The sequence below is a fragment of the Corallococcus macrosporus DSM 14697 genome (genome assembly GCF_002305895.1).
Lineage (GTDB): Bacteria > Myxococcota > Myxococcia > Myxococcales > Myxococcaceae > Myxococcus > Myxococcus macrosporus.
In genome coordinates this window covers 4025872-4042119 of sequence record NZ_CP022203.1, presented here as the reverse complement: position 1 = coordinate 4042119, position 16248 = coordinate 4025872, and the positions used below count along the sequence as shown (strand labels likewise).

The window sequence follows — 16248 nt, the reverse complement described above, 5'->3', positions numbered from 1 at the left end:
TTGGACCACTGGTCTAATACTGGCGCGCGGGAGGGGCGCACGCAACGGAAAACGCGGTGGCCCGCTCTCCGGCTCAGGACGCTTCCGGGCTGGGCGGGAAGCGCGACAGCATCTTGTGCACGGCGTCGTTGATCTTCTTCTGGAGCGCGTCGGAGGACAGGTCCTGGTCGAGCTCGGCCTGGGCCGTGCCCCGCCAGACGAGCCGCTGCTCCCGGGCGTCCACGCCGTCGAGGATGAGCGTGCCCACGTCGTATTCACGGACATAGGTGCGCGGTCCGCCCATGCCGTAGGGGTAGCCATATGGCCCGTAGAAGGAGCTCCAGGGGCTCCAGTACGGACCCCAGGGATAGCCGTAGAAGGAGTCCACGGTGTCGACGGAGATCTTCGTGTCGATGGCGCCCTGCCACCCCACGAGGAAGTCAGGGTCCTCGCTCATGTCCACCCGCTGGTAGCCACGGGACTTCAGCTCCTGGTCCACCGCCATGCGCACCCGCACGTCGACGATGTCGTTGTAGACGCGAGGGTCCTTGCCCTGGGGCTGCGGCAGCCAGGCGTAGCGCCGGAAGCTCTCGATTCGTTCAATGGCCGAGGGGTCGTAGTGGGTGTTGACGCGGATGCCCGAGCAGGCCGCCAGCGCCAGCCCCAACAGCACGGGGATGATTCGGAACAACAGCCGCATGGGAGCCTCCTGGATGTCGGGGCGCGGACACATCGCGGCACCGGCTCCAGGGAAAGCTAGGCGTCCGTCACGCCCCCCTTCGGGGTGGCCCGGCCGTCCGGCGCCTGTGGCGGAGCAGGTCCAGGCGAAAGGTCCGCCTGGCCGGGATGAAACCGCGGGTTCGGCTGTTCGGCCCGCGCCTTCGCACGTCAGACCGTCTATACCCCCGGTCTTCGGCTCGAAGCCCCCTGTTCCAGGAGCATCCCTTGACACATCCCCAACGACGTTTCCCCGGCGCCAGGCATGTGCTGGTCTCCGCGTGCACCTCCGCCCTGCTCACCTCGTGCGCCTCCTCCAGCTCCGCGGAGAAGACGGAGCCCCCTGCCCCCGTGGCCGCGGCGCCCGCCGAGGCTCCGGCGCCCGCGCCCAAGCCCACGTATGGAACCTTCGGCTTCGACACCGACGGGATGGACCGCGACGTGGCCCCCGGTGATGACTTCTACGGCTTCGCCAATGGCACCTGGGTGAAGCGGACGGAGATTCCGGCGGACCGCTCCAGCTACAGCATGTTCACGACGCTGGCGGAGCAGGCGGACCAGCGCAACCGCGAGCTCATCGAGGCGCAGCGCCAGGCCCCCGAGGGCAGCGAGGCCCGCAAGGTGGGCGACCTCTTCGCCAGCTTCATGGACGAGGCGGCCATCGAGGCCAGGGGCGTGGCGCCGCTCGAGCCGGAGCTGGAGCGCATCGCCGCCATCTCCCAGCGCAAGGCGCTGGCCACGGTGCTGGGCGCCACCCTGCGCGCGGACGTGGACGCGCTCAACATGGGCGACGTCACCACGGACCGGCTCTTCGGGCTCTGGGTGGCCGAGGACCTGAACGAGCCGTCGCGCTACGCGCCCTACCTGCTGCAAGGCGGCCTGTGGCTGCCCGACCGGGACTACTACCTGGCCGACACCCCCCGCTTCACGGAGCTGCGCAAGAAGTACCAGGCGCACATCGCGGCCATGCTGAAGCTGGCCGGCTTCGATGACGTGGAGGCGCGCGCGGCCCGCGTCTTCGCGCTGGAGAAGAAGATTGCCCAGGCGCACTGGTCCCAGGTGGACACGCGGGACGTGTCCAAGGCGAACAACCCCTGGCCCCGCGCGGAGTTCGCGAAGCGCGCGCCCGGCCTCGCGTGGCAGGCGTTCTTCGACGCCGCGGGCCTGGGGACGCAGGAGCAGTTCATCGTCTGGCAGCCGAGCGCGCTGACGGGCCTGTCGAAGCTCACCCAGAGCGAGCCCCTCCAGGCCTGGAAGGACTACCTGGCCTTCCACGCGGTGGCCCGCGCGGCGCCCGTCCTGTCCAAGGCCTTCGTCGATGAGAGCTTCGCCTTCAACGGCAAGACGCTCAGCGGCACGCCCGCCATGCGGGAGCGCTGGAAGCGCGGCGTGGACGCCGCCAACGGCCTGATGGGCGAGGCGGTGGGCAAGCTCTACGTGGCGAAGTACTTCCCGCCGGAGGTGAAGGCGGAAGCGGAGGCCATGGTCCGCAACATCATCACCGCGTTCGACAAGCGCATCGACGCGCTGACGTGGATGTCGCCTGAGACGCGGGCCAAGGCCAAGGAGAAGGTGGGCACGCTCCAGGCCAGCATCGGCCATCCGGAGAAGTGGCGGGACTACTCGGGGCTCGAAATCGTGGCCGGTGACGCCTACGGCAACGCCGAGCGCGCCGTCCGCTTCGAGTACCAGCGCAACCTCGCCAAGCTGGGCCAGCCGGTGGACCGGACGGAGTGGTACATGGTCCCGCAGTTGGTGAACGCGCTGAACTCACCGCAGCAGAACTCCATCATCTTCCCGGCCGCCATCCTCCAGCCGCCCTTCTTCGACGCGAACGCGGACCCGGCCGTGAACTACGGCGGCATCGGCGCCGTCATCGGCCACGAAATCGTCCACAGCTTCGACGACGTGGGCGCCAAGTTCGACGCGCGCGGCAAGCTGGAGAACTGGTGGACGAAGGAGGACGAGGCGCGGTTCCAGGCCGCCGGCAAGGCGCTGGCGGCGCAGTACGACGCCTACCGCCCGCTGCCGGACCTGTCCGTGAATGGCGAGCTGACGCTGGGCGAGAACATCGCGGACATGGCGGGCGTCGCCGTGGCCCATGACGCCTACCAGCTCTCCCTGGGCGGCAAGCCCGCGCCCGTCATCGACGGGTTCACCGGGGACCAGCGCTTCTTCCTCGGCTTCGGCCAGGTGTGGCGCACCAACTTCCGCGAGCCGTACCTGCGCCGCATCCTCATGACGGACGGCCACGCCCCGGGCCCGTACCGCACCGCCACCGTGCGGAACCAGGATGCCTGGTATGGCGCGTTCGAGGTCAAGCCGGGCCAGACGCTGTACCTGGCGCCAGCGCAGCGCGTTCGCATCTGGTAGGCGCCATTTGACGGCTTCTCCTGTGCCGAAGCCTTGTCCGGATGGCTACTACTGCGATGGCAAGGTGTGCCGGCCTGGCCTGTAGTCGTCAGCCGTCGTTCCCGCCAGGCGGCGTGTGCCGTCGTCGCCTGGCGGTTCGCTCGCCGCCGCCGTCGTTCGGGCAGGCTTGAAAACAAACTCAGACTGAGCCTGATTTCACTATCAGACAACCCAATCACACACGCGACTGGCCTGGAGGCGCCACATGACATCCAACGTCCCTGTGCTCGAAACGGCGCGGCTGCTGCTCCGGCCCCCGTTGGCGGAGGACCTGGAGGGGTTCGCCGCGCTGATGGCCGACCCTGAATCGGCGCGCTTCATTGGCGGCGTCCAGCCGCGCACGATGGCGTGGCGCAACCTGTGCGTGATGGCGGGCGCGTGGTCCCTCCAGGGCTTCGCGATGTTCTCCGTCCTGGAGAAAGCGACGGGCGCGTGGGTGGGGCGCGTGGGCCCCTGGAAGCCGGAGGGCTGGCCCGGAACGGAGCTTGGCTGGGCCCTGCTCCGCGCCCACTGGGGAAAGGGCTACGCCACCGAGGCGGCGGAGGCGGCCATGGACTGGGCCTTCGAGCACCTCGGCTGGACGGACGTCATCCACTGCATCGTCCCGGAGAACCTGGCCTCCCAGGAGGTGGCGCGGCGGCTGGGCTCGCGGCTGCGAGGCCCGGGACAGCTCCCACCGCCGCTCGACTCCGTGCGCGTGGACCTGTGGGGGCAAAGCCGAGACGCGTGGCGGGCTCGGCGCGCATAGCCGGCCGGCAAGCGCGAAGCCTCCCTGCCAGGGGGGCGTGGGGACGGCCAATCTTGCGCGCCGTCGGTCCAGGCCGCTAAACCTGAGACACGCGTCAGGCCCTGTTTCACGTGTCTCATGACCCACTCCTTCGAGCAGATGTCTCGCGTCCGCGCCCAGGGCCCTCGCAGCATCGTGGAAGCCTTCACGGCGCAGGTGACGCGGCGGCCCCAGGCCGTGGCCACGACGTGCGAGGGCCGCACCCTCACCTACGCCCAGCTCGACGCGGAGGCGGACCGCGTCGCCCGGCGACTGCTCGCCGCGGGTGTGGGGCCGGAGCATCCACGGGTCGGCGTGTGTCTCCCCCGCTCCACGGAGCTGATTGTGGCGCTGCTGGCCATCCTCAAGGCGGGCGGCGCCTACGTCCCATTGGATCCGGAGTACCCGGCGGAGCGGCTCGCCTTCATGGCCACCGACGTGGGGCTGCGCGTGGTCATCACCCGGACGGATGGGGTGACGCGGCTGCCAGAGGGCCCCTGGCGGACGCTGTGCCTGGATGCGCCGTCCGCGGAGCCTCCGGGCGACGAGGCGCCGCTGGCGCAGGCCACCGGGCCCGAGGACCTGGCGTACGTCATCTACACGTCCGGCTCCACGGGGACGCCCAAGGGCGTCTGCGTCCCCCATCGCGGCGTGCTCCGGTTGGTGCTCGGCACGGACTACCTCCAGCTCGGGCCCGAGGACCGCGTGGCCCAGGCCGCCACCGTCTCCTTCGATGCTTCCACCTTCGAGGTCTGGGGCGCGCTCCTCAACGGCGCCACCCTGGTCATCCTCGCCAAGGACGACGCCCTGGACCCGGCCCTGCTCTCCCGGCGCATCGAGGAGGAGCGCGTCTCCGCGCTGTTCCTCACCACCGCGCTGTTCAACCACGTGGCGCGCACCCAGCCCGCCGCGTTCCGCCCCCTGCGCGCGCTGCTCTTCGGCGGTGAAGCCGTGGACCCCGGCTGCGTCCGCGAGGTCCTCACGCGAGGCGCCCCGGCGCGGCTGCTTCATGTCTATGGGCCCACGGAGAACACGACGTTCAGCTCATGGCACCTGACCTCGCAGGTGGCCCCTGAAGCGCACACCGTGCCCATTGGGAAGGCCGTGGCCCACAGCTCCACGGCGGTGCTGGACGAAGGGCTCCAGCCAGCCGCCACGGGAGAGCTGTTCGTCGGTGGCGACGGGCTGGCCTGGGGGTACTGGAACCGGCCAGACCTCACCGCCGAGCGCTTCATTCCGGATCCCTGGAGCAACGTCCCGGGACGCCGCATGTACCGCACGGGCGACGTCGTGCGCCTTGGGCCCGACGACGCGCTGGAGTTCATTGGCCGGAGTGACCATCAGGTGAAGGTGCGCGGCTTCCGCATCGAGCTGGGCGAAATCGAAGCCGCGCTGCGCCAGCATCCGGAGGTCCGGGAAGCCGCCGTGCTCGTCCGCGAGGACCTCCCCGGAGACAAGCGCCTGGTCGCGTACGTGGCCACGGAGGCCCCCACGGAGGCACTGCGCGAGCACCTGCGGCACTCGCTGCCCGCGCACCTGCATCCCCAGGCCTTCGTCGTGCTCGATGCGCTGCCGCTCACGCCCAACGGCAAGGTGGACCGTCCCGCGCTGCCGAGCCCGGGGCAGGTCCAGCCTCGCCGTGAGCACGAGGACACCGCGCCCTCGGCGGGCCTGGAGGAGCGCGTCGCGGCCATCTGGGCGGAGCTGTTGGGGGTCGACCGGGTCGACGCGACCACGAGCTTCTTCGAGCTCGGAGGTCACTCGCTGCTGGCCGCGCAGGCCATCTCCCGCCTCCGCGCGGAGCTGAAGCAGCCCATTCCCCTCCGAGCGCTCTTCGACCGCCCCACCGTGCGCGAGTTCTGCGCGGCACTGACCACCGCCGAATCGCGTCCCGCGGAGGTGGACGCGGTCTTCGGCCCGTTCAATGCGGAGGAGCGGCGCCAGGTCTCGTTCGCCCAGCAGCGCTTGTGGTTCCTGGAGCGGCTGATGCCGGGCACCGCGCTCTACTCGCTCCCCATGGCGTTCGAGCTGCGCGGCCCCCTGGACGTCGCAAGCCTGGAGGCCAGTCTCCAGGCGCTGGTCCAACGCCATGAATCCCTCCGCACCTCCTTCCCGGGTGACGGGGTTCCGGAGCAGCGCATCGCGGCGGCCTCCCCGCTCCGGCTGGAGCGGCGCACGGTGGAGTCCGACGAGCAGGCCCGGGCGGCGATGCGGCAGGAGGCGCAGACGCCGTTCTCCCTCGCGGAGGGTCCGCTGTTCCGTGCGCTCTTGCTGACGCAATCGGTGGACCGGCACGTCCTGGTGCTCAACCTGCACCACATCATCTCGGATGGCTGGTCGTTCGGCGTCCTCTACCGCGAGCTGTCCGCCGAGTACCGTGCCCGGTGCGCTGGACAGGCGTCGCCGCTTCCGCCCCTGCCCCTCCAGTACGCCGACTACGCGGCCTGGCAACGCCAGTGGCTCCAGGGGGAGGTCCTCCAGCGACAGCTCGACTTCTGGACGGCGGAGCTGGACGGCGCCCCTCACGTCCTGGAGGTGCCCAACGACTTCTCGCGTCCGTCCGCTCCGCACGTCGCGGGCAACACCTTCCACTTCACGATTCCGCGCTCGCTGCGGACCGCGCTGGAGGACCTCGCCCGGCAGGAGGGTGCCACGCTCTTCATGGCGCTGCTTGGCGCGTTTCAGCAGTTGCTGGCTCGCTACTCCGGCCAGCTTGATTTCGTGGTGGGCACGCCCGTCGCGAACCGCCCCCACCGGCAGCTCGAAGACCTCATCGGCTTCTTCGTCAACACGCTGCCGCTGCGAGCGCGCCTCCACGGCAATCCGTCCTTCCGCCAGCTCCTCGGCCGGGTCCGCGACTGCTGCCTGGATGCGTTCGCCCACCAGGAGTTGCCCTTCGAAAGGCTGGTGGAGGCGCTCCACGTCGCCCGTGAACCCGGCCGTGTGCCGCTGGTACAGGTGCTGTTCGCCTTGCAGAACGCGCCGGGCTCGATGCTCCAGCTCTCCGGGCTCGACGTCGCCCCGGTTCCACTGGAGACGCGGACCTCCAAGTTCGACCTGTTCATGGCGCTGGAGGAAGCCGCGGACGGCCTGCGAGGCACCATCGAATACGCCTCCGCGCTCTTCCAGCCCGCCACCGTGGAGCGGCTGGCCACGCACTACCTGGGGCTGCTTCACGCCGTGGCACAGACACCGCAGGCCCCTGTCGGGCACGTCGACCTGCTTTCGAGCGAGGAGCGCCAGCGCCTGCTGGTGGACTGGAACGCCACGTCACGGGCCTATCCGTCAAATGCCTCTCTGCCGCACCTGTTCCAGGCGCAGGTCGAGGCCCGGCCCGACGCCATCGCCCTTCGCCACGGCGACGTCTCCCTCTCCTACGCGCAGCTCGATGCCCGCGCCAACGCGCTCGCCTGGCACCTGCGCTCGCTTGGCGTCGGCCGCCTCCAATCTCAAGTCGGCGTCTGCCTCCACCGCTCCACCGACCTCATCGTCGCCTTCCTCGCCATCCTCAAGGCGGGCGCCGCCTACGTCCCCCTCGACCCGGACTACCCCGCTGACCGCCTCGCCTTCATGGCTCGCGACGCTCGGCTGTCCGCCATCCTCACCCACTCCTCCCTCGCCTCGCGCCTGCCTCCGGACCTGGACGCGTGCGCCATCCTCAGTCTCGATGCGCTCGCTTCAGAGCTGGCGCGCTCGGACACCCATCCGCCTCCGTGTGACGCCACGGCCGCGGACCTGGCCCACCTCATCTACACCTCCGGCTCCACGGGGACGCCCAAAGGTGTCTGTATTTCCCATCAGGGCGTCTGCCGGATGGTCTTCGATGCGGACCACCTCCGGTTGGGCCCGAATGACCGCGTGGCGCACGTCACGAGCGTCGCGTTCGACCTCTCCACGCTGGAGTTCTGGGGCGCGCTGCTCAACGGCGCCACGCTGGTCATCTTCTCCAAGGAGGAAGTCCTCGAACCGTCGGTCTTCGCTCGGAGGCTGCGTGACGAACGCATCACCGCGCTGGTCATCGCCACGGCCCTCTTCAACCTGACGGCCCGCTCGCGGCCCGAGGCCTTCCGTCACTTGCGCTGGGTGGTGTTCGGCGGCGAGGCCGCGGACGTCGACTGCGTCAACGCGGTGCTGGCGCATGGCGCGCCGGGGACGCTCCTGAACGGCTATGGCCCCACGGAGAACACCACCTTCAGCACGTGGTTCAAGGCGGGCCCGGGGCCGGTGACGTCCGTGCCCATCGGACACCCCGTGTCCAATGGCACTGCCTATGTGCTGGACATGAACCTCCAGCCGGTTCCCCTCGGCGTCACGGGAGAGTTGTTCGTCGGAGGAGACGGCCTTGCCAGAGGCTACTGGGAGCGCCCTGGCCTCACCGCCGAACGCTTCATTCCCCATCCCTTCTCCACCACGCCCGGAGAACGCCTCTATCGCACAGGGGACCTGGTACGCCGTCGCACCGATGGCGCACTGGAGTACATCGGCCGGCGCGACCATCAGGTGAAGCTGCGGGGCTACCGAATCGAGCTGGGCGAAGTCGAGGCCGCCCTGCGTCGGCACGCGGAGGTCCGCGAAGCCGCCGTGCTCGTCCGCGAGGACGCGCCCGGAGACAAGCGACTGGTGGCCTACGTCGCGACAGAGGCAGCGCCCGCGCTGCTGCGAGACCATCTCCTTGGACTGCTGCCCGGCTACATGGTGCCTGGTGCGTTCGTCGTGCTGGATGCGCTCCCGCTCACGCCCAACGGCAAGCTGGATCGCCGGGCGTTGCCCGCGCCGCCGGCCCAGGGGCGCATGGATGCGGCCTTCACCGGCCCCCGGACGCCTCGCGAGGAACAGGTCGCGGCCATCTGGGGCGCGGTGCTGGGACTCGAGGCCATCAGCGTCACGGCCAACTTCTTCGAGCTGGGTGGGCACTCGCTGCTGGCCACCCAGGTGGTGTCGCGGGTGCAGGAGGCGCTGGGCGTCACCCTCCCCGTCAGGGTGTTGTTCGAGCTGCCCACCGTCGAGGCCTTCGTGCGCGCGGTGGAACAGCGGCTCGAAGGACAGACAGGGTCCGGCCCAGCCATCATCCCCGTGGCACCGCGTGAGGGGGCGAGGCCTCTGTCATTCGCCCAGGAGCGGCTGTGGTTCCTCAGCCAGTTCCACGACGATCAGCGCGTCTACAACCTCCCCATGGCCATCCGGCTCACGGGCCCGCTGCACGTCGAAGCCCTGCGGGGCGCCCTCCGCGCGGTGGTCGACCGGCATGAGGCGCTGCGCACCTGCTTCCCGGGGAGCGGTGCTCCAGTCCAGACCCTCCTCGACCCGTTCGAGCTCCAGATGGACGCCCGGCGAAGCGCGAGCGCCGAGGCACATGACGTCATCCAGCAAGCAGCGGAGGCGCACTTCTCCCTGACGACAGGCCCGCTGCTGCGAGCCCTGCTCGTCACGCTGAGCACCGAGCACCACATCCTCCTGCTCAACCTGCACCACATCGTCTCCGATGGCTGGTCCCTCGGCGTCCTCTACCGCGAGCTCTCCGCCGAGTACCGCGCCCGGCTCTCCGGCCAGCCGTCTCCGCTGGCCCCGCTCTCCATCCAGTACGCCGACTATGCCGCCTGGCAGCGCCAGTGGCTCCAGGGCGACGTCCTCCAGCGGCAGCTCGACTTCTGGACCGCCCACCTCGACGGCGCCCCTCACGTCCTGGAGCTGCCCACCGACTTTCCCCGGCCTCCCCTCCAGCGCTTCTCCGGCGACACCTTCCGCTTCACCCTCCCTCGCTCGCTTCACCTCGCGCTCGAAGCCCTCGCTCGCCAGGAGGGGGCCACCCTCTTCATGGCCCTCCTCGCCGGCTTCCAGCTCCTCCTCTCCCGCTACTCCGGACAGCCCGACTTCGTCGTCGGCACGCCCATCGCCAACCGCACCCACCCGCAGCTCGAAGGCCTCATTGGCTTCTTCGTCAACACCCTCCCGCTTCGCGCCCGCCTCCACGGCAACCCTTCCTTCCGCCACCTCCTCCACCGCGTCCGCGACTCCGCACTCGACGCCTACGCCCACCAGGAGCTGCCCTTCGAGAAGCTCGTCGAGGAACTGCACGTCGAGCGCTCCCTCAGCCACGGCCCGCTCGTCCAGGTCATGTTCGCACTGCAGAACGCTCCCGGTGCGCTGCCGGCACTCACGGGCCTTCAGGTCGAAGCACTGGAGCTCCAGACACATACGTCCAAGTTCGACCTGACCTTGATGCTGGAGGAGTCGGAAGACGGGATTCGGGGTGCCCTCGAATACGCCACGGCGCTCTTCAAGCCTGACTCCATCGAGCGCATCGCCCGACACTTCCAGGCGCTGCTGGAGGATGCTGTCACCGCGCCGAACTCACCGGTCCACGGGTTGAGGCTGATGCCGGAGGAGGAGCGTCAGCGCCTGCTGGTGGACTGGAACGCCACGTCGCGGGCCTATCCGTCGAACGCCTCTCTGCCGCACCTGTTCCAGGCGCAGGTCGAGGCCCGGCCCGATGCCATCGCCCTTCGCCACGGCGACGTCTCTCTCTCCTACGCGCAGCTCGATGCACGCGCCAACGCGCTCGCCTGGCATCTGCGATCGCTTGGCGTCGGCCGCCTCCAGTCTCAAGTCGGCGTCTGCCTCCACCGCTCCACCGACCTCATCGTCGCCTTCCTCGGCATCCTCAAAGCGGGCGCCGCCTACGTCCCCCTCGACCCGGACTACCCCGCTGACCGCCTCGCCTTCATGGCTCGCGACGCTCGGCTGTCCGCCATCCTCACCCACTCCTCCCTCGCCTCGCGCCTGCCTTCGGACCTGGACGCGTGCGCCGTCCTCAGTCTCGATGCGCTCGCTTCGGACCTGGCGCGCTCGGACACCCACGCGCCTCCGTGTGACGCCGTTGGCGATGACCTGGCCCACATCCTCTACACCTCCGGCTCCACCGGGACGCCCAAGGGGGTGGGCATTCCCCATCGCGGTGTCTCCCGACTGGTGGTTCATGCCGACTACTTCCAGGTGACTCCCGATGACCGTGTCGCCCATGCGGCCACCGCTTCGTTCGACGCCTCCACCTTTGAAATCTGGAGCGCCCTGCTCAACGGTGCCACGCTCATCATCCTCACCAAGGACGAGGTCATCGAGCCGTCGGTCCTGGCCGCTCGACTTCAGGAGGAGCGCATCTCCGCCCTCTTCCTCACCACCGCGCTCTTCAACCACGTCGCGCGACACCAGCCCTCCGCGTTTCGAAGCTTGCGAGGGCTGCTCTTCGGCGGCGAGGCGGCGGACGCCTCCTGTGTCCAACGAGTCCTCGCGCACGGCGCGCCGGTACAGTTGGTGAACGCATATGGGCCCACGGAGAACACCACCCTCAGCACCTGCCATCAGGTGACAGGCGCGGCACCGGAGGACCTGAGCGTCCCCATCGGCCGTCCCGTCTCCAACAGCACCGCGTACGTGCTGGATGCACGACTCCAGCCCGTTCCCACCGGCGTCACGGGTGAGCTGTTCGTCGGCGGTGACGGCCTGGCCTGGGGCTACTGGAATCAGCCGGGCCTCACCGCCGAGCGCTTCGTCCCGCACCCCTTCGCCACCACGGTGGGCGCGCGGCTCTACCGCACCGGAGACCTGGTGCGACGCCGTGAGGATGGCGCGCTGGAGTTCGTCGGCCGCCGTGACCACCAGGTGAAGCTGCGTGGCTTCCGCATCGAGCTGGGCGAAATCGAAGCCATGCTGGGCCAGCACCCGGACGTCCGCGAAGCCGTGGTGCTCGTCCGCGAGGACCTCCCCGGAGACAAACGGCTGGTGGCCTATGCGGCCGCGTCCGCACCGGCGGCCACGCTGCGAGCGCACCTGCAATCCCGGCTCCCTGCGCACATGGTGCCGTCCGCCGTCATCGTCCTCGACGCGCTGCCCCTGACCTCCAACGGCAAGCTGGACCGTCGAGCCCTGCCCGCGCCCATCGACGAGGGAGACGCCGCCGATGCCATGTCGCCGCGACGAGCCCTGTCTGAGCTGGAGCAGAAGGTCGCGGCCATCTGGTGCGAAGTCCTGCGGCTGTCACGAATCGCGCTCCGCGCCAACTTCTTCGAGCTGGGTGGCCATTCGCTCCTGGCGACACAGGTGGTGTCACGCACCCAGGAGGCGTTCGGAATCCCCGTGTCCGTGCGCGCCCTCTTCGAAGCCCCCACCGTCGAGTCGTTCGCGCGTGCCCTCGAATCACGCCTCGGAGGAAGTGAGGTCAGCACGTCCTCGCCCATCCCTCCGGTGCAACGAGGAGGCGCCCTGCCGCTCTCATTCTCCCAGGAACGGCTGTGGTTCCTCGACCAGCTCCACACCGAGCGCGCCGTCTACAACATGCCGATGGCGGTCCGGCTCGACGGCACGGTGGACGCGGTCGTGCTGGAGCACAGTGTGCAGGCGCTCGTGCGACGCCATGAGGCACTGCGCACATGCTTCCCTGGAAAGGGAGTCCCCGAGCAGCACGTCCACGCCGACCTGGACGTCCGCCTGGAGCGTGCCGAGGCCGTGTCATTCGACGACGCGATGCAGGTGCTGCTCCGTGAAGCGCAGGTGCCATTCGACATCGCGCGAGGCCCGCTGCTGCGAGCCCTGCTCGTCACGCTGGGCACCGAGCACCACATCCTCCTGCTCAACCTGCACCACATCGTCTCCGATGGCTGGTCCCTCGGCGTCCTCTACCGCGAGCTCTCCGCCGAGTACCGCGCCCGGCTCTCCGGCCAGCCGTCTCCGCTGGCCCCGCTCTCCATCCAGTACGCCGACTACGCCGCCTGGCAGCGCCAGTGGCTCCAGGGTGACGTCCTCCAGCGGCAGCTCGACTTCTGGACCGCCCACCTCGACGGGGCGCCTCACGTCCTGGAGCTGCCCACTGACTTTCCCCGGCCTCCCGTCCAGCGCTTCTCCGGCGACACCTTCCGCTTCACCCTCCCTCGCTCGCTTCACCTCGCGCTCGAAGCCCTCGCTCGACAGGAGGGGGCCACCCTCTTCATGGCCCTCCTCACAGGCTTCCAGCTCCTCCTCTCCCGCTACTCCGGACAGCCCGACTTCGTCGTCGGCACGCCCATCGCCAACCGCACCCACCCGCAGCTCGAAGGCCTCATTGGCTTCTTCGTCAACACCCTCCCGCTTCGCGCCCGCCTCCACGGCAACCCTTCCTTCCGCCACCTCCTCCACCGCGTCCGCGACTCCGCACTCGACGCCTACGCCCACCAGGAGCTGCCCTTCGAGAAGCTCGTCGAGGAACTGCACGTCGAGCGCTCCCTCAGCCACGGCCCGCTCGTCCAGGTCATGTTCGCACTGCAGAACGCTCCCGGTGCGCTGCCGGAGCTGCCTGGACTGACGGCATCGCCGATGGCGCTGCACAACCACACGGCCAAGTTCGACCTGACGCTGTCGCTCGAAGAGACCACCGACGGACTGACAGGCACCATCGAATACGCCACCGCGCTGTTCGCTCCTCGCACCGTGGAGCGGCTGATGGCGCACTACACGCGATTGCTTCACGCACTGGTCGACGCACCCGACCAGCACGTCGGGCGGCTCGAGTTCCTTTCGCGGGAGGAGCGTCAACGCGCCCTGGTGGACTGGAACGCCACCCACCAGCCCTATCCGAAGGAGACTTCGATTGCGCAGGCCTTTGACGCCCAGGCCTCGCTTCGCCCCGAAGCCATCGCGGTCCGCCACGGAGCCGAAACCCTCACCTACGGCGAGCTTGAAGCGCGAGCGAACGGAATCGCGGCATGGCTGCGGGCACAGGGGGTGAGCCGGAATCAGCCGCACGTCGGAGTCTGCCTGCCCCGCGGCGTAGACCTCGTGGTCGCCCTGCTCGGCATCCTCAAGGCAGGCGGCGCGTATGTTCCGCTCGATCCGGACTATCCCACCGAACGCCTGTCGTTCATGGCGAGAGACGTCCGGATGCATCGGGTCATCACGCACAGCATCCTCGTCGGCCGCGTGCCTCCCGAAGCAGGCGAAGCACTCTGCATCGACTCGCTTGCCTGGGACGGGCTCGCGACGACGCCGCGCGGCGCCACGGACGCCCGCGCCGATGACCTCGCGTATGTCATCTACACCTCGGGCTCCACGGGGACGCCCAAGGGGGTCTGTATCCCTCAACGCGGCGTGGTGCGGCTGGTGCTCGGCACGGACTACCTGCAGCTCCGCCCCGAGGACCGCGTGGCGCAGGCCGCGACCGCCTCGTTCGATGCCTCCACCTTCGAAATCTGGGGCGCGCTCCTCAACGGCGCCACGCTGGTCATCCTCTCGAAGGACGACATCCTCGACGCGTCCGTGCTCGCGCAGCGCATCGCCGAGGAACGCATCTCCGCGCTCTTCCTCACCACCGCCCTCTTCAACCACGTCGCGCGCACGTCCCCCGCGGCCTTCCGGCCCGTGCGCGCGCTGCTCTTTGGCGGTGAAGCCGTGGACCCGGCCTGCGTCCGCGCCGTGCTCGCCCACGGCGCGCCGGAGCGGCTCCTCCACGTCTACGGCCCGACCGAGAACACCACGTTCAGCGCCTGGCATCCCACCCCCCAGGTCGAGCCCACCGCGAACACCGTCCCCATTGGCCACCCCCTGGCCCAAAGCACCGCGTACGTGCTGGATGCACAACTCCAGCCCGTGCCGACCGGTGTCACGGGTGAGCTCTTCGTCGGCGGAGACGGGCTGGCCTGGGGCTACTGGAACCAGCCCGCCCTCACCGCCGAGCGCTTCGTCCCGCACCCCTTCGCCTCCACCGTCGGTGCTCGGCTCTACCGCACCGGGGACCTGGTGCGGCGCCGTGAAGATGGCGCGCTGGAGTTCGTTGGCCGCCGCGACCACCAGGTCAAGCTGCGTGGCTTCCGCATCGAGCTGGGCGAAATCGAGGCCGCCCTGCGACAGCACGCCGCCGTCCGCGAAGCCGTGGTGCTCGTCCGCGAGGACCACCCCGGAGACAAGCGCCTGGTCGCCTATGTTTCCGGCGAAGAAGGAGCCGGAGCGGCGACGCTGCGAGAGCACCTGCAACGCCTGCTGCCATCACACGCGGTGCCGTCCGACATCATCCTGTTGGACGCGCTGCCGCTCACACCGAACGGCAAGGTCAATCACCGGGCCCTGCCACGCCCAGCCGAGGTCGAGGAGTCCTCTCCCGACACCGCGGCGCCCCGGACGCCGTTCGAACGCGAGGTCGCCGCGCTGTGGACCGAAGTCCTGGGCCGCCCGATTCCCGGCGTGAGCATCAGCTTCTTCGACCTGGGTGGCCACTCACTGCTGGCGGCGCAGCTCGTGGCGAAGCTGTCCGAGCGCTTCGGCGTGAAGGTCCCCCTCCAGGTGCTCTTCCAGCGCCCCACGGTGGCCGCGCTGGCGCAATGGCTCCAAGCGGCGAAAAGTGGCCAGGGCGGTGGGGCAGGCCCTGAAGCCGCGTTGCCCGGCAGCCTCATCCTGCTTCAGCAGGGCCGCTCCGCCCTGCCGCCGCTGCTGTGCATGCACCCGGTGGGCGGCACGGTGTTCTGCTACCAGGACCTGGTCCGAGCGCTGGGCCCCGAACGCACCGTGTATGGCTTCCAGGCCCCTGGCGTGAATGGCGAGTGCGAGCCCCTGGCCTCCGTCGAGCAACTGGCGTCACTGCACCTGGACGCGCTGCTCCAGCACCTGCCTCGGCCGCCGTACTACCTGGTGGGCCTCTCCATGGGTGGCACGATTGTCTACGACATGGCGCAGCGGATGCGGCGAATGGGGATTGCGCCGGAGCTGCTCGTCTTCCTGGACACGCCGGGGCCGGGGCAGTTGCCCACGGATTTCGAGGATGACGCCGCGCTGCTCGCGGCCTCGTTCGGCGACGCCTCCTCCGAGCTGACGCAGCACCTGCGCGGCCTCACGCCCCAGGAGCAGATGGTGGAGGTGCTCCGGCGAGCCCGCGCGGGCGGTGTCGTCGAGGAGTCCTTCTCGCTCGTGGACCTTCAGACGTTCCTCGCCGTCTGGAAGGCGCACATGCGCGCGCTCTTCAGCTACCAGCCCCAGCCCTACGACGGAGCGGCCGTCTATCTCCGCGCCTCGGAGTACGTGCCACCGCATCCTCGCCATCCCGAACAGCCCTGGCAGCAGCTCGTCCGGGGCGGACTGGAGCTGGTGCACGTCCCCGGCAATCACCAGACGATGATCGAACCACCGAACGTGGAGGTCATGGCCCGGCACCTCAACGCGTTCCTCACACGCATCGAGTCGCGCCGTGCGCCGGGCGAGGTGGGCACTTGAGCCCAGCCCGAGCGCCGCGCGGCCAGGCGCTCCGCTTGTCCGCCCCCTGGGGCGGCTGGCACCCAAATCGCCAAGAAAGACGGGAAGTTGAGGGACCGGCCAAGCGCATGTTACGACCGGCGATGGCCAATCCTTCCTCCCCCGTA

At 69.7% G+C, this 16248-nt stretch carries 4 protein-coding genes; 3 read left to right on the top strand and 1 reads right to left on the bottom strand.

Annotated elements, in window-relative coordinates; genetic code table 11:
- Nucleotides 1-73 precede the first annotated feature (73 nt).
- Nucleotides 74-679 (bottom strand): DUF4136 domain-containing protein, encoded by a 606-nt coding sequence (locus MYMAC_RS17050; protein WP_043713239.1) that lies wholly within the window; start codon nt 677-679, stop codon nt 74-76.
- Between the two features lie 245 nt (nt 680-924).
- Here MYMAC_RS17050 and MYMAC_RS17045 point away from each other — a divergent pair, with 245 nt between their 5' ends.
- The 3 genes from MYMAC_RS17045 to MYMAC_RS17035 all read left to right on the top strand — a co-directional run bounded on the left by MYMAC_RS17045 (nt 925) and on the right by MYMAC_RS17035 (nt 16102).
- Nucleotides 925-3069, top strand: a complete 2145-nt coding sequence (locus MYMAC_RS17045) for a M13 family metallopeptidase (RefSeq protein WP_043711148.1) — start codon at nt 925-927, stop codon at nt 3067-3069.
- Between the two features lie 244 nt (nt 3070-3313).
- Nucleotides 3314-3856, top strand: a complete 543-nt coding sequence (locus tag MYMAC_RS17040) for a GNAT family N-acetyltransferase (protein ID WP_095958842.1) — start codon at nt 3314-3316, stop codon at nt 3854-3856.
- A 117-nt stretch (nt 3857-3973) separates the two neighbouring features.
- Nucleotides 3974-16102 (top strand): non-ribosomal peptide synthetase, encoded by a 12129-nt coding sequence (locus MYMAC_RS17035; protein WP_095958841.1) that lies wholly within the window; start codon nt 3974-3976, stop codon nt 16100-16102.
- Nucleotides 16103-16248: the final 146 nt, after the last annotated feature.

Bases quoted from the DNA above. Each gene is read 5' to 3' on its own strand.
- MYMAC_RS17040 (WP_095958842.1), top strand. From the start codon at position 3,314: ATGACATCCAACGTCCCTGTGCTCGAAACGGCGCGGCTGCTGCTCCGG.
- MYMAC_RS17035 (WP_095958841.1), top strand. From the start codon at position 3,974: ATGACCCACTCCTTCGAGCAGATGTCTCGCGTCCGCGCCCAGGGCCCT.
- MYMAC_RS17050 (WP_043713239.1), bottom strand. From the start codon at position 679: ATGCGGCTGTTGTTCCGAATCATCCCCGTGCTGTTGGGGCTGGCGCTG.